Source organism: Rhizobium sp. 18065 (assembly GCF_902706095.1).
Lineage (GTDB): Bacteria > Pseudomonadota > Alphaproteobacteria > Rhizobiales > Rhizobiaceae > Allorhizobium.
The window spans coordinates 82,635-101,750 of the sequence record NZ_CACSJP010000011.1 but is presented as its reverse complement, the minus strand read 5'-3'; the positions used below and the strand labels follow the sequence as shown (position 1 = coordinate 101,750).

At 56.2% G+C, this 19,116-nt stretch carries 18 protein-coding genes and 1 pseudogene; 5 read left to right on the top strand and 14 right to left on the bottom strand.

The features are described 5' to 3' along the window. Nucleotides 1–407: 407 nt before the first annotated feature. The 12 genes and pseudogenes from GVK95_RS21290 to GVK95_RS21235 form a co-directional block, all read right to left on the bottom strand. Entirely contained in the window at nt 408–2,318 is a 1,911-nt protein-coding gene (locus GVK95_RS21290; RefSeq protein ID WP_159952693.1) for a methyl-accepting chemotaxis protein, read from the bottom strand. Nucleotides 2,319–2,601: 283 nt separating this feature from the next. Continuing rightward, nucleotides 2,602–2,820, bottom strand: a complete 219-nt coding sequence (locus GVK95_RS21285) for a hypothetical protein (protein WP_159952692.1) — start codon at nt 2,818–2,820, stop codon at nt 2,602–2,604. A 261-nt stretch (nt 2,821–3,081) separates the two neighbouring features. Continuing rightward, nucleotides 3,082–3,726 carry a helix-turn-helix domain-containing protein gene (locus tag GVK95_RS21280; protein ID WP_159952691.1) on the bottom strand — a complete coding sequence of 215 codons (645 nt, stop codon included), beginning with the start codon at nt 3,724–3,726 and terminating at the stop codon, nt 3,082–3,084. Between the two features lie 86 nt (nt 3,727–3,812). After that, the gene (locus GVK95_RS21275) at nt 3,813–4,112 is read right to left on the bottom strand and encodes a hypothetical protein (protein WP_159952690.1); all 300 of its coding nucleotides are present in this window, start codon (nt 4,110–4,112) and stop codon (nt 3,813–3,815) included. Nucleotides 4,113–4,239: 127 nt separating this feature from the next. Then, a complete protein-coding gene (gene fixJ, locus GVK95_RS21270; RefSeq protein WP_159952689.1) occupies nt 4,240–4,860 on the bottom strand; it encodes a response regulator FixJ in 621 nt (206 codons plus the stop codon). Next, on the bottom strand, nt 4,847–6,367 hold the full coding sequence (locus GVK95_RS21265; protein ID WP_159952688.1) for a PAS domain-containing sensor histidine kinase: 1,521 nt from the start codon (nt 6,365–6,367) through the stop codon (nt 4,847–4,849). Before GVK95_RS21265 ends, fixJ begins: the two co-directional genes overlap by 14 nt. A 376-nt stretch (nt 6,368–6,743) precedes the next feature. Beyond that, nucleotides 6,744–6,941, bottom strand: coding sequence for a hypothetical protein (locus tag GVK95_RS21260; RefSeq protein ID WP_159952687.1), 198 nt, complete (start codon nt 6,939–6,941; stop codon nt 6,744–6,746). A gap of 87 nt (nt 6,942–7,028) precedes the next feature. Further along, nucleotides 7,029–8,067, bottom strand: a pseudogene (locus tag GVK95_RS21255) (zinc-dependent alcohol dehydrogenase). Between the two features lie 102 nt (nt 8,068–8,169). Continuing rightward, on the bottom strand, nt 8,170–9,264 hold the full coding sequence (locus tag GVK95_RS21250) for a GGDEF domain-containing protein (protein WP_160011143.1): 1,095 nt from the start codon (nt 9,262–9,264) through the stop codon (nt 8,170–8,172). Nucleotides 9,265–9,513: 249 nt separating this feature from the next. Next, nucleotides 9,514–11,109 carry a methyl-accepting chemotaxis protein gene (locus tag GVK95_RS21245; protein WP_159952685.1) on the bottom strand — a complete coding sequence of 532 codons (1,596 nt, stop codon included), beginning with the start codon at nt 11,107–11,109 and terminating at the stop codon, nt 9,514–9,516. A gap of 11 nt (nt 11,110–11,120) precedes the next feature. Beyond that, a complete protein-coding gene (locus GVK95_RS21240; protein ID WP_159952684.1) occupies nt 11,121–11,477 on the bottom strand; it encodes a hypothetical protein in 357 nt (118 codons plus the stop codon). After that, on the bottom strand, nt 11,470–11,865 hold the full coding sequence (locus GVK95_RS21235; RefSeq protein WP_159952683.1) for a helix-turn-helix transcriptional regulator: 396 nt from the start codon (nt 11,863–11,865) through the stop codon (nt 11,470–11,472). The genes GVK95_RS21240 and GVK95_RS21235 overlap by 8 nt, the downstream gene beginning before the upstream one ends. A 376-nt stretch (nt 11,866–12,241) precedes the next feature. On the opposite strand from GVK95_RS21235, the gene GVK95_RS21230 reads away from it, so the two are divergent. After that, nucleotides 12,242–12,976 carry an autoinducer binding domain-containing protein gene (locus GVK95_RS21230; protein ID WP_159952682.1) on the top strand — a complete coding sequence of 245 codons (735 nt, stop codon included), beginning with the start codon at nt 12,242–12,244 and terminating at the stop codon, nt 12,974–12,976. A 259-nt stretch (nt 12,977–13,235) separates the two neighbouring features. Here GVK95_RS21230 and GVK95_RS21225 read toward each other — a convergent pair whose 3' ends face one another. Further along, a complete protein-coding gene (locus GVK95_RS21225) occupies nt 13,236–13,451 on the bottom strand; it encodes a hypothetical protein (protein WP_159952681.1) in 216 nt (71 codons plus the stop codon). A gap of 215 nt (nt 13,452–13,666) precedes the next feature. Then, nucleotides 13,667–14,395 carry a helix-turn-helix transcriptional regulator gene (locus GVK95_RS21220; RefSeq protein WP_159952680.1) on the bottom strand — a complete coding sequence of 243 codons (729 nt, stop codon included), beginning with the start codon at nt 14,393–14,395 and terminating at the stop codon, nt 13,667–13,669. A gap of 524 nt (nt 14,396–14,919) precedes the next feature. On the opposite strand from GVK95_RS21220, the gene GVK95_RS21215 reads away from it, so the two are divergent. From GVK95_RS21215 to GVK95_RS21200, 4 genes are all read left to right on the top strand, one after another. Continuing rightward, nucleotides 14,920–15,438 carry a molybdopterin-dependent oxidoreductase gene (locus tag GVK95_RS21215; RefSeq protein ID WP_159952679.1) on the top strand — a complete coding sequence of 173 codons (519 nt, stop codon included), beginning with the start codon at nt 14,920–14,922 and terminating at the stop codon, nt 15,436–15,438. 212 nt (nt 15,439–15,650) lie between these two features. After that, nucleotides 15,651–17,657, top strand: coding sequence for an ATP-binding protein (locus tag GVK95_RS21210; RefSeq protein WP_159952678.1), 2,007 nt, complete (start codon nt 15,651–15,653; stop codon nt 17,655–17,657). A gap of 11 nt (nt 17,658–17,668) precedes the next feature. Further along, nucleotides 17,669–18,769: an HD domain-containing phosphohydrolase gene (locus GVK95_RS21205; protein WP_159952677.1), complete on the top strand. Its 1,101-nt coding sequence runs from the start codon at nt 17,669–17,671 to the stop codon at nt 18,767–18,769. A 3-nt stretch (nt 18,770–18,772) separates the two neighbouring features. Next, nucleotides 18,773–19,051, top strand: a complete 279-nt coding sequence (locus tag GVK95_RS21200) for a PilZ domain-containing protein (RefSeq protein ID WP_159952676.1) — start codon at nt 18,773–18,775, stop codon at nt 19,049–19,051. Nucleotides 19,052–19,116: the final 65 nt, after the last annotated feature.

Sequence of the window (19,116 nt, the reverse complement as noted above, 5' to 3'; positions counted from 1 at the left end):
CATGCCTCCCGACAGTCAAGATAATCTATCCAAGCCGATAGTGTGCCCAAGAGCAAGTAAAAGAATCAGAAACACCAATTTCGGAATGAATTCAGGCGGCCAAAAAGATGTCTGACTTTCGGAATTCGCTGAAACCGTGATGCTCATAAATTCTCCGGGCAACCATCTTTCAGCCCCAATGAATGATCATCACCGCGGTCTCGCAAAACGGGCCAATGCCTGTGAGGCTTCGGGACCGGACTCGCAGAGCATCGTCAGTCGATGTAAACCCCCTCTGCATCCGGTCCTGAGTGCGCTTGATCGGCGTATCTGCAAATTACACCGAAGCCGTGTCGCGCGCATCGCACGGTAGCTCGACCAACGCAGAGCCGGGTTGATCGGGCGCGCTTCTTCATGATGCCTCGTCATCAGAATTCGTGCCAATCCTCCTTGACGGCAAGGTTTCCGACCACCGCCGCCTTTCTCGTCGGCATAGGTCGCGTCGAAACCGGCATTCTCGATGTCGTGAGCGGGGCGGTCTGAACGTTTCTTCCGTTGTGCGAGAGCTTGAATTGGCTCACAAGCGTACGCAAATTACCGGCCTCCTGAGCGAGGGAGGCGGACGCGGCCGTCGACTGTTCAACCATCGCTGCGTTCTGCTGTGTGGTCTGGTCCATCTGATTGACCGCCGTGTTAACCTCGGCGAGACCGGTCGATTGCTCCTTGGCCGAGGTCGCGATCGCGTCCATCAAGGTATTGATCTGAGACACGTAAGCACCAATGGCTTGCAGCGCCACGCCTGTATCGCCGACGAGCTTGACGCCATTGTCCACTTCGGTTGAGGAGTTGTGGATCAGCCCCTTGATTTCCTTGGCAGCGGTCGCCGAGCGCTGGGCGAGTTCGCGCACCTCCTGCGCAACGACGGCGAAACCCTTGCCGGCCTCGCCTGCGCGTGCGGCCTCGACGCCGGCGTTGAGCGGCAGAAGGTTGGTTTGAAAGGCGATTTCGTCGATAACGCCGATGATGTTGGAAATTTGTTGTGAGCTCTGCTCGATGCGCCGCATTGCCTCGACAGCCCGAGCCACCACCTGCGCAGATTTCTCGGCATCTTCATTGGCGAGGATCGCCACCGAACGGGCCTCGTCTGTGCGCTTGGACGATGTCGAGACATTGACAGTTATCTGGTCCAGTGCTGCCGCAGTCTCTTCCAATGCTGCGGCCTGTTGCTCCGTTCGCTTCGAAAGGTCGCTGGCGCCGGAGGCGATTTCCCGCGTGCCCGTGTCGATGGAATGGACCGTATCGAGCACGCCCGAGATGATCGTGCCCAATTGCTTGACCGAAGCGTTGAAGTCCTGCCGCAGCATATCGTATTCCGGTGCGAACACATTGGTGAGCTGGAAGGAAATGTCGCCCTGTGCGAGCAGTTTCAGGCCGTTCCCCAAAGTTTCCGTCGCAAAGCGAAGTTTTTCCGCCTCCTCGGCCACACGTCGGCGGTTCTCCGCGCTTTGCATGTCGTCGCGCGCCCGGTTTTCTTCCGCTTGGCGCTCGAGTTCCTTGTTGGTGATGCCGGCCTGTCGGAAAGTCGCGACCGCGGCCGCCATTTCTCCGATTTCGTCGGAGCGGCCGTCAAACGGGATTTTCGTAGCCAGATCGCCTTGCGCCAAGTTGCGCATCGAGGCTGTGATGTGCATGATCGGATTGGCAATGCCAACAACTGCGTAAACTATGGCGGCAATGGCGAATAGGGTAGTCAGGCCTGCCATAATCAACGTCCATGTCAACACCGTGCTGTAGGTGCTTTCACTCGACGCTGCGAATTCGCGGACGCGCTCGATGATAAAACTCACAAGCGCGTCCACATCCGTATTGGCCTTGATCGCGGCATCGTTCATCTTGGTCTTCAGAAGCGTTTCGGCCTCCTCCTGTTTGCCGGCCTGTTTCAGCAGTTCGAGTTCTTCACCCAGCTTGTCATAGGCAGACAGTGTGGTCGTGAACTGCTTGATCAGCTGTGCGCCTTTTTCGGTGCGAACCCCGTCTTCGTAGGATTTAATCGCCTGCCTTAAGTCGTCGGTGACCTTCTGGACGCCGGCCTTTTCCGTCGTCACTTCAGCCGGCGTGTCGGCAAGCAATTCCTTGGCCAGCCCCAGACGCAGAAGGTTGAAATCGCCCTTGATCGTGCGCGCGACGACAAGCCTGTCGACCCAGTAGCCGCTGATTTCCCGTGTATTGTCGTTGAGCTCGTGAATACCTTTCAACGACGCGAACGAGAGTGCTGCGATCAGCACCAGAATGCAGGAAAGCACGGCGACAAGAGCCGCCTTGATGCTAGGCCGTTTCATATTCGAACTCCACTCAGTCGGTAGCGGAATGTCATATTCCCTTGAGTGCCACCCTTCATGGTCGCTGTTAGTCAATTTGTAATGCATCTATCCTTAATTTAGGGTTAGAAGCAGAAGAGGCCGGTCGATTTATCCGCTGCAGCCGTGGCGTTTTTTACGGCACGCCCGGGCTGGAGATGTCCCGGAAACAAATACCCTTTGAGACGGCAATCGGTCTCCATCTTGCGTCAAGCCGTGGACTGGATTCTTGGATCGTATCCATGACAGCAAAACGGGGCCAGCATCAGGAAATCTCGCCGATGCGCGGTATGCTTCGCTGCGCGAGGCGCAGGACCGTGACCGACTGGATCAGCGATCGATGGTCATCCCATCGCTTGTCGGCTTCGGTGATAGGAATGAGAAAAGGGCGCCCCGCCGACGCGCCCTTTTCTTTTGCCGTAATAGGGAGGGGGAATCCCGCTTCAGGCAAAACGTTTACTAACATCAGTTGCGGATCAGCCATGCACAGTCGCGATCGCATCCCTCGCACGCCAATTGGCATTGGACGACGGAGATCAGTTGCGCCGTCTCGGTGCAATAGATGTCGTGAATGTCTGAGAGCGCAAAATTGCGTCTTATGCCATTGTGAAGACCGATCAGCCTGCCGTCCTCAACCAAGGTAGGTTCCACGACATGAATGACCGAAGCGCCTGCCGGCATTTCTGCTTCGAACGTTATACGCATACTAGATCCATGAATTAGGCGACATCGGAAGGTTGGCCGCCTATGAAGTGGCAAGCCGGCGAAGGGTGTCGAGCTTCAGGAGTTCAACGCTGCGGCTGTTGTGCAGCCGAATGACACCCTGGGCGCGGAATCTCGACAATACGCGCGAGACGGTCTCAATCGTCAGACCGAGATAATCGGCCATGTCCTGACGGCTCATTGGGAGTTCGACCTGATCGTGTTCACCTTGACGATTGAGCATATCCATCAGGAAGGCTGCGATGCGCTCGCCGGCATTTTGCCTTCCGATCACCAAGAGGTGTTGCTGCGCTTTGATCATCGCCTGCAAGGCGGCCTTCATCATATTCGCCGGGACGGCATCATGTCTCGGCTGCGTGAAGGTTCTCAAAGCCGTCGGCACCAAGGTTTCGGCGAAAAAGTGGTGGTTGTCTTCTGGTTCGAAGCCGAAGGTCTCGCCCGCCAGATGAAACGCGATCACCTGGCGTCTGCCATCGGCAAGCAGCCGAAATATACGCACAGCACCATATTCGATCTGATAAAAGGCACCTGATTTCTCGCCCTGCGCGTAAATTTCCGCTTCCGCAGTGAATGTGGAGATTGGCGAAAGACGGGCAACGGATATCCTGTCGGCAAAGCTCGCGGCGCGGGCTGCGGGAGCGGGGCGAGTGTCAGAATAGGCCAGCATGGGTTGCCTCCAGGATGATTTGATGAACCGAGAATGCAGCATGTTGGATCTCCGGAAAATTCGCTTGTTCCTCTACGGAAATACCCTTACGGGCTTGGCAGATGATCGAGCAGCTCGATGAGTTCATCGCCATTGAACGGTGTGGAAAGTTCTGCAGCCGCTCCCCGATCGGCATAAGAGGTGATCCCTGTCGTCAAAAGGACGATCTTGCGTCTCAATCGACCCAGCGACAGCCAGACGTCCTCTTCCGCCTTCAGCACTCGCGCGTCGATGACGGCGCAGGCGACCGTTTCCATTGATACTTTGGCGGCGCGCAAATTCACGAAGGACTCGACGACAAACCCCTCCGTCTCGAGGGCAAAGACCAACGATTGACGGAGACCCATGTCCGGCGCTACCACTGCTATTGTGTTTCGATCATCCACGTTCGAACCCGAAATTCGTGCGATTGAAGTCGCTGGAAGGTCCGAAAATAAACCGATGGATGATGCCGCGCCTTGCGCAGGATCAAATCTAGTTGGGGCCGAAACCCGCCGCCATCGCCATTCTCACGAGCTGGGGAAGGCTTTGCGCTTTCATCTTCGACATCACATTGGCTCGGTGAACTTCGACGGTGCGCGGGCTTATATCAAGATCATAGGCAATCGATTTATTTGGCAATCCCGCAACCACGGCGTTGAGCACCTGTCGCTCGCGTTCCGATAGAAACTCGAATCTTTGTCGAACGGATGCAATATCCTCCAAGTCCACAAGTTTGTCCTTCAGGCGCAGTGAAGCGCGCGTGAGTGCCTCCAGCAACACAGATTCCTCGAAAGGTTTTTCGATGAAATCGACCGCGCCGGCCTTCATCGCATCCACCGCCATCGGCACATCGCCATGGCCCGTGATAACGATTGATGGCAACATCACCTTCTGGGCCGTCAGGCAGCGCAACAGCTCAACGCCGCTCATATCGGGCATCCGAAGATCCGTGACCAGCACGCCGCTCTTGATATTGGGTGCGAAGTCGAGAAAGGCGGTCGCGCTTTCATGCACACGAACTGCATGGCCACTCATGGTCAGCATGAAAGCCAGCGACTTGCGGATCGCCTCTTCATCGTCGACGATATGGACCGTAAAATCATCCGAAGGCATGTCCCTGTCTCTCCCTGTAAGCCGGTATTGTGAAGCGGAAGGTCGATCCGCCAGCGCTGTTGCCAAGTGCTTCCATCGTACCTCCGTGAGATTCGACGATCCGCTTGGAAATCGACAAGCCGATGCCCATGCCGCCAGGTTTGGTCGTCACGAATGGGGTGAATAGCTGCGCGGCGATCTCATCGGGAATGCCGGTTCCGGAGTCTTCGACAGTCACCTCGACTTGTTCATTTCCGGCGACGGCGACACCAACCCTCAACTCCTTGCGATCCGTGTCGCGCATGGCTTCAATGGCATTGCGGATCAGATTGATAAGCACTTGCTGTATCTGGATCCGGTCGACCAATACGAGTTGGGCATCTTCGGCGAAGTCGAAGACCGTGAAGACGCCGCGCTCCCTTGAACCCACCAACGCCAGAGCGCCAGCCTCCTCCACGAGATTGCGGATGTTCTCCGGGCTCTTTTCCGTTTCGCCCTTGCTGACAAACTCTCTCAGGTGCCGGATAATCTGGCCGGCGCGCATGGATTGCTTCGACGTCTCTTCGAGAGCCTCACGCATCCGCTGGGCGGCCTCTCCGTCCAGGTCACGCGCCAGCCGCGAACAGCCATGCACGTAGTTTGCGATCGCCGACAGTGGCTGATTCAGTTCATGCGCAAGTGTAGACGCCATCTCTCCCATCTCGTTGAGACGCGCCAGTCGGGCGAGTTCTCCCTGGATTTCCTGGAGGCGCGCCGCCGATTCTTCCCGCTCTGTCAGATCGCGTATGAAGCCGGTGAAAAATGTCTGACCGGCGGTGTGCATTTCACCGACGGCGAGTTTCATGGGAAAGGTTGATCCGTCCTTACGTCGGCCCATGACAACCCGATCGACCCCGATGATACGCTTTTCACCGGTCTTCAGATACCGATCGATATAACCGTCGTGTTCGTGTCGGTAGGGTTCGGGCATGAGGATCCGCAGATTCTGGCCGATCACCTCGGGTTCGCTATAACCGAACTGTCTCACAGCCGCCGCGTTGAAAGACACGATCGTACCCTCCTTCGTGCTGACGACGGTGGCATCCAGAACGGTATCGAGAATTGATCGAAGATGGGCCTCCCGCACTGACAGGGCTCGTGCCGATTCCGAGATCCTGGAGCGGGCAATCCTCAAAAGTTCGCCGATTAGCAAAAATGAAACCCCGACCATGGAGAAGATCCCCATTTCCGCAAAGCTGACAAATCTCTGGGGATGGGCTGTCAGAAGGATCATGGCTCCCAGCAGTGAGAGAGCGAGAGAGGCCAAGCCGGGTCCAAGTCCCCCGAGAACGGACGAAATCAGGATGGCTGGAAGGAAAAGCGTGAAAATGACACGGTCGTCCAGAGTTTCCTGTAAACCCAATCTCACCACAAATGCCAGACAGGTCCCTACCACTGCCACAAGATAGCTTGTCCGTCGCGTGTGAGAACGTTTGAGAAGAAAATCAATAACTCCCTCTGTCCCTTCGGTGATCTTGATAAAACTCATTGATTCTCCGGCACTCTATCGCGCAAAATTGTTCATTAGAGTGCCATACACAATGGGCCGCGAGAAGTAACGTTTGTCAATTTAATGGATGCAGGTCTAAGGGGATAGGCTCAGCCGATCAGTCGATCGCAAGGTCCTGCATTCTCGATGGATGGTGATTGATTTGGGCCTGCGGAGAATCCGGGGTGGAGGGGCGCCAAGGGTCACCCTATGGTCGAGCCAACCCACCGTCAAGCTCTGGTGTGCAGGCTGTGCCGAGCATGAAGCCTTTACGCCCGACCATCATTTCTTTGCGCGAACCGCCGGCGCAGCTTGCAGACATTTGGCCTGCCGAACGATAGGTGGCCACAATGCGGGCCAACCTTCGAGGCGGGCATCAGTCTTGTTCTTCGTCGCGAGCCGATATTTCCTTGTCCAGCGCGTCGATAACAACGGCAAGCAGGTCGGTATAGCTTTCCAGAATCTCGACGAGTTCGGTATCTCCCATGGCCTTGGCTTTTGCGGCACGCGAATAAACGCGCAGCTCCGCTTCGCAGAGGGCTTCCCGTCGCGCAATAAGCTGTCCCAGATCCATGCGCTTGCCACCAGCTGTAAGTCGTCGGAACGGTCGTGCTCTTCAAAGCCTCACGGCTGATCTCAAACGCCGCGGACCAGATGAACTCTATGCATCTGTTTTCGAGAAATCCAGCACGATCCTGCCATCGATCTTGCCTTCCTTCAGCTTGGAAAAACCGTGTTGATGTCTTCGAGCGGCACCTTACGAATCTGGGCCGTGACCTTACCTTCCGCCGCGAAAGCCAGCGCTTCTGCGAGATCGCGCCTCGTGCCGACGATCGACCCTCGAACTGTGATGCGCTTCAATACGACATCAAATATGGGGGTCGGAAATTCACCAGGCGGAAGGCCGACCAAGCTTACAGTGCCTTTGCGCCGCACTATCTGCAGAGCTTGGGAAAAGGCGGGTGGTGAAACGGCGGTGACGAGGACGCCATGTGCGCCGCCGCCGGTCACGGCCAGGACGTCTTCAATTGCAGACATCTGTCGGGCATCGACGGCATAATCAGCGCCAAGATTGCGTGCGAGATCGAGCTTATCTTCGCTTACGTCGAGTGCTATGACCTTATAACCCATGGCCTTGGCATATTGTATTGCGACATTCCCCCAAACCGCAGATGCCTGAAAGCAACCCATTCACCGGGTTTTGCCTCGGTTTCATTTAATCCCGTGTAGGTGGTGACGCCAGCACACAGGATTGGGGAAATCACGGCAAAGTCGACGCCTTGCGGAAGGCGCGCCGCGAAGGCCGCCGATGCGACCACATCCTCGGCAACGCCGCCATTGCAGCTGTATCCAGTATTGTGCTGGTCTTCGCAGAGCGTTTCCCAACCGGTTTCGCAATATTCACATTTGAGGCACGCGTCATGAAGCCACGCCACACCAACCGGATCGCCAAGTGCAAATTCCGTGACGCCCGGGCCAAGCTCAACGACGACACCAGCTGCTTCATGTCCAGGAATTTAAGGCGGGTTTGGCTTGACGGGCCAGTCTCCATCGGCTGCATGCAAATAGGTATGGCAGATCCCGCACACCATGACTTTGACGAGGATCTCGCCCGGCCCCGGGATCGGGACCGGCACGCATTCGATAGAAAGTGGCTGTGCGAATTGGTGCACAACCGCAGCTTTCATCATCCGCGTCATGTCGATCTCCACTTGGTTGTGCCTCGGCAATCATGAAGCAGTCGCGCGAAAACTCGATCAATTGATGACAGCGCGTCAGAGAATGTTCCAACCGCAGGGCGATCAGGCTGCGGCCGCGAATTCCACGCGGTTTCTGCCATTGCGCTTGGCTTCATAAAGTGCTTCGTCGGCAGTTTTTAGCGCGCTCTTGATGCTCAATTGAGCATAATTTCCTGCAACTATCCCCAGGCTTATCGTAATGGTCACAGCCTTCGGCCCGGCGAGTACGGTGGTTCGCTCGACGGATATGCGGATCTGCTCGGCGATCGCCTGACCGCTCTCCAGCGTTGCGCCTGGAAGGAGAACGGCAAATTCCTCCCCGCCAAATCGGGCGACGACGTCGGACTTTCGAACGCAGGTCGAGATTGCGTGTGCTATCGCCACGAGAACGTCATCGCCTGTGTCATGTCCATGAGTATCGTTGACGAGTTTGAAATGGTCGATGTCAATCATCAAGATCGCGAAGTCTGCCCGCGCACCAACGGCACCTTCGAGGACGGAAGATGCCTGTGCATAAAACGCGCGCCGGTTCGCCAACCGCGTCAGAGGGTCGACCGCGGCGTCTCGTTCCAGGGCCTGGAAGAGTGCCCAGCGCTTTCGTTCATTGGAGAGCAGATCGTAGAGCAGCATGATGCCAATCGCGTTGATGGCAACAAAGGGCAGGGCGATCTCGAGGAACACAGTTAAGGAGACGGAACCTCCCTGCCAGACCGAAAACATCATCGGCCAGGGCGCGATCAGAGCAAGTGTAAACGATCTCGAAAATCGCCATGAAAAGCGGCGTTCCGCCATTACGGCAATGACATAGCCGATCAGCGTGGTCGCCAGAATTGCAACGATTTCCGCGTTCGCCGACTGTCCATCGGAAAGCAGACGACAGCCGCACGCCACCAGCAAGGTGATTGTCGACCCGACGGCGCCGGCGAACGTATAGGCAAGAGCCAAAACCGCGACGCGCCCGTCATAGGAAATGCCTCCGCCGAAATGCACCGGATCGGTCAGTGTCGCGACCGACACGACGCCAAACAGGCACCCAACCAACAAATTGCAGCGAAACTCGGATCGGCTCACTCTGATCGCGACGGAATAGGCGAGAATAACCAGGGAGGAGTAAGCGATACTCCTGAACAGTCCGACCGATAAGAGCGCCACATCCATCTTAGACTGACGGTTTCAGCCGTCTCCCATTGTTTAAAAAATTGCGCAGTGGATAGGGCTCACGCCAAAAGGGTTGATCGATCCCAAAGTCGATGACTGCGTCGGTGGCCCGCCCCCCATCTCGGTGGCCCAGTGAAAATTAAGATACGAAAGTTAACGAAAGACTAACGGCCAGTGTGTCGGAAACAAAAAAGCTCCCCATTACTTCGATGGGGAGCCCTTGATCAATATTTGTGCCGGCCGCGTCGCCTATGCGGCTCGATATTGCTGTTGATCGCCAGCGCCACCGAATACCTTGAAGCCGGAAATGAGATGTTCCAGCGTCTGGGCTTCGCCGGCTACCGAGTGTAGAGCTGCCGCCGATTCTTCGACCATCGCAGCATTCTGCTGGGTGTCTCTGTCGATTTGCGAGACAGCAGATTCGATCTCATGAATTCCGGCGGACTGTTCCCGCGATTTCTGCACGATCTTCGAAACATGTACTGACATTCCGGAAACCTCGCCCGAAATTCGCTTGAGCGCATCTCCGGCCCGGCCGACCAAGGCAACGCCATTGTTGACATGGTCGGCTGAATTGCTGACGAGCACCTTTATTTCCTTGGCGGCCGAGGCAGAGCGCTGCGCCAATTCGCGCACTTCCTGAGCGACGACGGCAAAGCCCTTTCCGGCTTCCCCGGCGCGTGCCGCTTCTACGCCTGCATTCAGCGCCAAGAGGTTCGTCTGGAAGGCGATTTCGTCGATCACGCCGATAATCTGTCCGATTTCGCGAGACGAGGCCTCGATCGTCACCATCGCCTCGACAGCGCTTGTCACAACCGCACCTGACTCTTCGGCGCTTCGTGCAGCCTGACCCACCATTTCGCCCACCATGTCAGCCGTCGCGGTGGTTTCGCGCACCGTCGTCAAAACTTGTGCCAGGGCAACCGCGGTTTCTGTCACACCTGCCGCTTGTCTTTCTGTTCGCTTCGATAGTTCGTCATTCGCCTGGCTGATTTGCCGGGATCCGTTTCGAACCGAATTGGCGGCGTGACCCGCGCGCTCAAGAACGCGCTGCAACTGTTCGATCGACGCGTTGAGGGCGGTCCGAAGATCATCCATGTGGCCGACCAGCGGTTCGTGAATTCGGACAGTGAGGTCTCCGGCCGCCAGTTTGGTGAGCGCCGGCCGCAAGCTGTCGACCGCGTGCGTTACGGCGCGATGCGCCTCCGCCGTAACCTTTTCTTGCTCAATTCGCTGAGCAAGGATCTGAGCGTCGGCAACACGCGCCTTTTCGGACATGTCCAGTGCCTGCTTTTCGGATCTGGTGGCGTCCTCGATGGAGCGCTCTGCAGTCAAGAACGCCTTGACCATTGCAGATGTCGTGGTGACGAGCGCGGCAGCTTGCACGAGCAAGACGACAGCGTGCAGCATGACCCGAGAGAGATGCGATTCGCCTGGAAAGACGGCGAGGGGAAGCGCCACGTATAACGCGAGGTGGTGAACGGCCACCAGCGCCGTGAAGGCAGCGATCGCTCGCCAGTCGACCCAGGCCGCACAGATGGCAAGTGATGCGAAGAAGTACATGTGAATGTCAACCTGCAGCGACGAGCCTGCAAAAGCGTAGACCAGCATGGCCACCGTTCCGGCCTGGGCCAGCGAGGACACGACACGGGTCGTGGCACTGGAGCGTCCTTTTATCCAGCAGGCCGTTGCCGCTGCCACCATCGCGAACGTCGCGAAAGCCGTCAGCCAATCGAAACCGTCCTCGCGGAACGTCAGCCGGCCGATCAAAAGCAGCAGATTGACCCACAACAATCCGACGATTCCATAGGATGCCTGAATTCTCAGTTGTTCTAATGCGCGCATGGCATTGCTTTCTAAAGGGTAGGACGAGAGGATAGGCAGCCGGCGAGTAACGGGCTTGCGATGACGAGCAGTGCGCCAGCGTTTTTGGCGCTTCGGGCGAATTGCGGGTTTTCTGAATAAGCAACGGCGATCCAGGGCATTGCGCTGGAAGAGACGAATTGGCCTCCGGCTTCGGCAATAATGGAGAGCGTCTGGCCTTCGCTGTTTCCGGGGGGCGAGATGACCACCACAAATCCTGCTCTCGGATAAGCGATGACTGTCACCAATAGCATCGCAAACAACGAGAACACTATTGCGATCGCAGCGAAATTAACACGTTCGTTGTCGGCTGCGGCCGTCCGACTTGCGAACTCGTCGGCACTACGCATCGGCACCGCCTGACGAAGAAAGCTTGTTGAACAGCGTTGCGACCGCCTTGCGGACGGATGGCTCCTCGATCTTCTCGAATTGCAGCGCGAGCACATGTGCATCACCCGAAAGCGGCTTCACCGTCTCGACTGGCCCGTTCGGCAAGCCCTCAAAAAAAGCACTAATAATGACCTTCATATGTGAAGCCATATGGTGCAGATTGCTGGCCGATACGCGATTCCTGCCACTCTCATATTTCTGGATCTGCTGAAACGTGACGCCCAGATGTGCACCAAAAGCCGACTGTGATATTCCTCGCGCCTGCCGCAACTCGCGAACATGGGAGCCGACGGCAACATCGACAGGATCTATGCTGTTGTTCGCCCTTCCACGCCGTTTTGCCACCATGATCATTCCAGTTGAGCGGTCCGCGCGCACCCTTGCGTTCAGCGGTCGAACCCCGTGTGTGGTCGCCACCTCCTGTCAGCCGGCCGGTGGTTTGTCGGACTTGACGACACCAGGCAGTCGAATTCGCGGGTCATTGTCTTAGAAATAGAGTAGTTGCGTTGAAGAACGGTTAATGGCGGCGGAATGGCAGTGTTCTGCCCGCAACGTTGACGGATTATTGAGTTGAAACGACGCGATCAATCCAGATTGATCGGACGATGGTCGGATCAGCAAATCCCGCTCTGCGAACCCGTCAAATGATATTTGAGAGCGGCAGTTTAACCATTGAGAAATTTTTTCACCCCAAAAGTTGATCTAAGTCAATTCAGAGAAAACAATGCCGATAACACCCCTGTCGACAACGAGCCCGAATGCGCTGGACGAGTATCTGGACTTGCGATCTGTCCCCAGCCACAGACATTTTGGCCGCAGCAAGATCATCGATCGCTTTCGGTTGGCTGTTCCGTTCGACCATATTTATATCAGCGGACTGGATGTGGATAATTACCGTTTCGGGCGCGGCGTTTCTGTCGATACCGACATGCCGCCAGCCTATGTCGACGCTTATACGGCCGACCGGCTGGCTGCGATAGATCCTTTTGCCTTGGCGGCGCAGGATTCAAAGACCGTGGTCGCAGAGAGCGACGTGTATGCTATCACCCCGCCGCCGCAGCGGGTGGAATATCTGGCTCGATCCTTCGGGGTTCGAAATCGGACATTTTTCCCAGTCATGCGCAACGAGCTTGTGTACGGCGCTGTCTGTTACACCCGAGAAACACCATTCGACAAAGAAGAAGTGCAGTTTCTATCTTTGGTATCTACCGGGATTCATACCGAGATCACTCGACCTTTGATGGAGCGTTTCGCAGCGCAGCAAATGCGCCTGACGAAAGGCGAAATCGTTTGTCTCGCAAAGGCAAGTCTTGGGCTGACGAGCGAGGAAATTGCTCTGCAGACCGATTATCAGAGCGATACGGTCAACAGTTACATCAAGAACGCCGTGAAGAAGCTCGGCGCAGCCAATCGATCGCAGGCAATTGCCGAGGCGATACGGCGACGCCTCATCGACTAGAATCAGATCTCAATGCAAAGGCCACGCGCCCGTAGTTCCGCGTTGAAATCTGCCAGCAAATGCATTCGCGGTCCGAAGTCCGCGAGAAGTGCCGCGACGGTTGACGCCGCAGGTTCGTCCTGCGGCTCATTGATACAGTAACCTTGGCCGACGGCACAGATCTCGCAACCAACCGCAAGAAGGTCATCGATTAATTTGCCAATCAGGCTGTTGGTCGTGGGGAGTATATCCATATCACGCCGGCAGAGGGCAGCTTCCGTCATCTGGCCAGTGCACTTTGGGCAAGGCAATGCCCTTCCTGAACGCCGATCTGCTCCGCCGCCTCATTGGCCACGACCAGTTTGTCGAGAACAGACTCCATTTCAAGATGTAGTTCCTGGAGGCGATTGCGGACCAGACGCATCGCGGTCAGTTGCGCCTGGGCAGGTGTCAGGATCTGGCGCTCTGCACCGTGAAATTTGATGACGTTCGACATAGTGCACCTCAATCGAGCCGCGCGGCAGGCCGATCTGCCAACTGCGGTATGACAATCTGATTTTAGATTGGATGTCAGGCCGCCGTCATGCAGCGCCGATCCCATCGATCTCCGACAACCTCAAAAATAGGGTCGACTCGTTAAATCACCATTAACAAGACAATTCGACTGCAACAAACTGGGCGATTTTATCCAGCTTGAGCTTTTGCTCGTCTTTAGTCAATGAGGTGACGCCGCAGAGCTTCCGCAATAGCCTGGGAGCGGTTTGTAGCGTACAACTTTTTCGAGGCAAGTTGGAAATAAGTATTAATCGTATTCTTCTGGAAACCGGTCGCGATTGATATCTCATCTGTCGTCAGGCCCATGCTGGCCATGCGCAGGCATTCCAGTTCGCCAGAGCTGAGACGAAGGTTGTCGGCCGCAAACCTGTCCATCACCGGTTTTGTGAAAGCCTGATGAAGCGGCGGTGAAACCATGGAGAGATACTCGATTTCCTCACGGCTGAATGCCTCCGCTCTCGTAAACCCGACGGCGCCATAAACGTAATCCTTCCTTCTCAAAAGAAAGTACGTTCTGTTGTGGATGTTATGGCGGTCAAGAACTTGGGCAAGCCGGCGACTCGGACGACAGCGCTGGTAAACTTCGTTTTCCGTCACCACGGTCCCTTCAACCGGCAAGGCGGTGATGAACGGATCTTCGAGGAAGAGTTCCTCCTCGACATAGGTGTAGACGAACGTAGGCGGCAGATCACTGTCGATCGAGCGGCAGCTGGCATAGTCGAATTCAGCGATATCGAGCCCACTGATCATCACGTTCTCGAACGCAACGGCCAAGCGAGTTCGCTCAATGAGCGGATGATGGCGAAAGTTGCGATATTTCGGCCTGGAGTTGAGATCTGGGTAGGTGAGGGCGGCTACCTCCGGGGACGGCATAGAGTGGGGCATGTCGTTGGCTCAAGCTCCTTTTCTCATCTCGTCCGATCCGCATCGCCGAGACGCAAATCAAGGGGCGTTTTGATTATACGTTCAAACGGTGTTCGATTCCACGAAAGTCGTCGCCTTAACACCTTAGAGATGGCTAAAGTGAGGATTGTCTCAAATTGGCGCCATTCACTTCATCTTTGCTCAAACAATCTGCCCTAAATCTGGGGTTGGGCAGCGACAATCGCGCGATGACGCGCGGACTTCACATGGCCGAAAACGAGGATGAAACGCCAACCCTATCAGGGGCTTGAGCGACTTTGATCCAAGCTATGACCCGGTCATCGTGGGGGATAAGTCTAGCATGCCTCCGTATTAAGCAAATATTCCCAAATTTAGGGTACACTGTTTGCTATCTAGCAGGGTTTGCGGCGATTTTGCCGAAGCATGATGCTTCAAACCCTCTCCGATCAGCCGGAATTTTCCAAAGTCCCCTTGTGGATTCGCCAAGGCGCGTCCGCCCTCTTTGTTTTGCGTTCGAGGAAAAAATGAAAATTCACCACGCTATCCTGGCAGCCGCCGCCACCTTGGGCGCGATCGCCGCTTCGGCTCCCTATGCTTACGCTCTCGAAAAACCGACCGGTGAGGTCGTGCTGACCGTCAAGGCGGCGAACCTGAAGCATGCAAATGTCGACGGGAACGCCCAGTTCGATCTGGCAATGCTGGAGGCCCTGGCGGGACGTCGGGGGAAAATGGAGACGCCCTGGACTTCAGGAAAGGTCGAATTCTCCGGCCCGCTGCTGCGCGCAGTGCTCGACGCCGCCGGTGCGCAGGGATCGAAGCTGAGGGTGATCGCTCTTAACGATTATTCCGCGGAGGTTCCGATGGAGGACGCCTCGAAGATCGATACGATGCTTGCCACCCGCATGGATGGAAAACAGATGTCGGTCCGCGACAAGGGACCGCTGTTCCTGATCTATCCCTTCGACTCGACCCCTAGCCTGTTCAACGAGAAATACTTCTCGCGCTCTGTCTGGCAGATTTCGAAGATCGAGGTCAGCGAGTGAAAACCGCCGCCCAACACAATGGCGATGTCATTCGCAGAGCCAGCAAGGCCACTATGGTCCTGCAGGGCTTCGCCATCGTATTGATGTTGGGCCTGGCCTATGTCTTGGCCGACATTTCCCATCGCTACGGAACACTTTAGGATGGCATTCGGGAAAATGCCCTCTGGTCGGTCTATCAACTCGATCGCGAGGCCCGCCGTCTGCACGAAGTCTTGCATCTGATCCACGTGGAGAACAATCAAGACCCCGCCAGCCTCAAGGCCTTGTCGACGCGCTACGACATCCTCTATTCGCGCATGGACATTATCGAAAAGGCGAATTTCGAGCAAAAGTTCGCGCTTGAAAACAGCGTCCGCGAAAAGACAACGGCCATCAAGTCCGTCGTTTTCGGCATTGTCGCATACTTCGACAAGATCGCGGCGGGCAAGTCGCTGACGGCCCAAGAGATCGTCTTGATCGATACCAAGCTCGAGACAACCATCGAAAACACTGAAGAACTGCTGATTTATACGAACAACTGGGTATCCGTTAATCGTGCGGAAAGCCGCAGCGAACTTCTGAAACTGCAGATTAAATCCGCGTTGCTGGTAGTGATGCTGGTCTTTTCGGTCATCTTCCTGATTTTCTCGCTACGCCGTCAGCTCAGGTCCGTCAAGCGAGCCGGTCTCGATCTGGAGTCGATGGCAAAGGAGCTGAATGCTTCCTACCTTGCAGCCGAAGCCGGCAACCAGGCCAAGTCACAGTTCATGGCGACGATGGGTCACGAAATTCGCACGCCCCTCAACGCCATCCTGGGCACCGCCGAACTGCTCGAGCTGTCGCCACTTCCAGCTGAGGTGGCGCCAGGCGTGCAAACGATCCGGCGCTCCGGGAACGCGCTGCTCGAGATCATCAATGAGATCCTGGATTTCGCGAAGATCGAGCACGGCAAGATCGAGGTCGAGATTCGCAACGTCCCCTTGCTGCCCCTGGCCGAGGCGACAGTCGAAATGATCCGGGATCGTGCGCTTGAACATGGAAACCGTGTCGAGTTGCGCCTGCCTGAAAAACTGACAGCACCCGCCATCAGGACAGATCCGACCCGCCTCCGACAAGTTATGCTCAATCTCCTGAGCAATGCCGTGAAATTCACCCGCGATGGCGCTGTGACGATGACCATCGCCGAAGTGGCACGCCGCGGCAGTGCGTTGCTGCGAGTCGAGATCTCAGACACTGGGATCGGAATCGATCCATCGAGCATGAACAAGCTTTTTCGGCCCTTTTCCCAGGTCGATGCCTCGATCAGCCGCAAGTACGGAGGAACCGGGCTTGGTCTGACGATCTGCAAGCAGATCGTCGAGGCGCTGGGTGGAGAGATCGGCGTTTCAAGTACCAAGGGAGAAGGAAGCACCTTCTGGTTCGAGATTCCGATGGTCGCCGCTGACGAGCCAACAACCGGGAGCCTGGTTTCTGCCCCACAGATGGCTACCGTCGAAGCGCTTCCCATCCTCAACATCTTGCTCGTCGAGGATAATGTGGTCAACCAGCAGGTCGCGGCTGGCTTTCTCAGACACCTCGGTCAGCACGTGCTGATCGCCAATGATGGGTTTGAAGCCATCGCTGCCATAGAACAGCATCGGTTCGATCTTGTCCTCATGGATATGCAAATGCCGAATCTGGACGGCATCGAAGCAACACGCCGCATACGCGTCATGCCTGGAGTCTCTACCGATCTTGCCATCATCGCCATGACCGCGAACGCCTCCGACGACGACCGGCTTCGATGCCGTGAAGCCGGCATGAATGCTTTCCAAAGCAAGCCGGTGACGATGCCGCAGTTGCGTAAGATCGTCGCTGACACCCGAAAGATTACCGCTCCGGACAATGACACCCGGACCGTGGCAGCGGGCAAGGACAATAATAACGGCTTCGACGACAGTTTTGCCGCGCGCCGCAAAGAGATAGTCGATGCCCTGGGCGACGAAGTGTTCGAGGAGTTAGTCGTCAGCTTCTTCGACGACGCTGCGACGGTTCTCGATGAACTCGCGAATGCACTCAAGGCGAACGACCACAGACGACTTGATCCTCTCTTACATACATTGAAGGGAGCCGCATCGAGCATCGGCCTGGTTGAAATAGCGGAAACGTCCCAGCGCCTGCGGGGCCGGGACTTTTCTGAAATGCAATTGAGCGCGCTGGAAGAGCTCATGACGAGCTGCAGGCAACGCTGCGCGAACTGACAGGGAAAAGAATGCGTATTTTACTCGTCGATGATAACAAGACCAATCTCATCTTTCTCACCAAGCTGGTAGAAAAGCTTCCCGGCTGTACCGCGGTCCCCTTCGGAAATCCGGTCGATGTCCTGACCGCGATGCCGGGGCTCGATTTCGATATCGCAATTGTCGATTTCCAGATGCCTGACTACAACGGGGTCGAGTTGCTGACGGAGATCATGCATTTCGACAAATACAGAATGAAGCCCGTGGTTTTTGTCACGGCAGACGGTGACACGTCAGTGCGCATGTCAGCGCTGAATGCCGGGGCCATTGATTTTCTGACCAAACCCGTACAGCCGCTGGAATTCCAGGCCCGGATGCGCAATCTGGTAGCACTGGTCGAAGCGCAGAACAAACTCGCGGACAAGGCTGCCTGGTTGCGTCAGGAGGTCGACAAGGCGGTGCTCGAACTGCGCGCGCGCGAGGAAGAAATCATCGATCGGCTGGCGATCGCTGCAAGTTATAAAGATGCCGAAACGGCAAAGCACACCAAGCGCGTGGGATGCTACTCCGAGGCAATCGCGATCGCATATGGTCTGAAGCCGGAGTTCTGTTCCGATATCCGGCTTGCCTCGCCCATGCACGATATCGGTAAGGTCGCTATTCCAGACGCCGTGCTTCTAAAGAAAGGCAAGCTGACCGAACAGGAGTTTTCGGCCATGCAACGCCACACCATTGCCGGTTGCGATATCCTGCGGGAATCCAAGTCCAGCCTGCTTCAGCTCGCCGCAGAAATTGCCGGCAGCCATCATGAACGTTGGGACGGCCAAGGATATCCTTTCCGTCTTTCCGGTGAGGCAATTCCCCTATCGGGTCGAATCGTGGCAATTGCTGACAATTTCGACGCCTTAACGACCGCAAGGCCCTACAAGGAAGCATGGAGTGTCGAGCGCACCGTGGATCACATCCGCGAGCGTGCGGGCACCCAGTTCGACCCACATTGCGTCGATGCATTCCTCGAAGCATTGCCTTCGATCCTGAAAATCATGCTCGAGAACCTCGAGCAACCTGTCGTCGCCGCACACGGCGACGTGAACGTCACCTACCAGACAATAGAATATAGAGAAGCGATCTGAAACATGACTACGATTGAGGCCGTACAAGAGGAGCGCCGCTCCTTTCCCCGGTGGAAGACTTTGAAGGCTGTGCGCATTCTTTTCCACTCGGGCGCCAGTTCGTTCGACGGCATCGTGCGCAACATGTCAGAAGGCGGGGCCAAGGTGATACTGGAATCATCCATAGGTCTTCCCGATGATATCGAGCTGGTCTTCGAAGACGGCACAAAGAAGTCGGCCAAAGTTGTTCGACGGGGCTTAACGGAGATTGGCGTCGCTTTTGTCTCCCTCCCTGGGAAATAGAACCGTGCATGAACAATGCTCTCTATATTAGTGGCGCGTTAACCTTTGAGCCCTAATATTAGGAC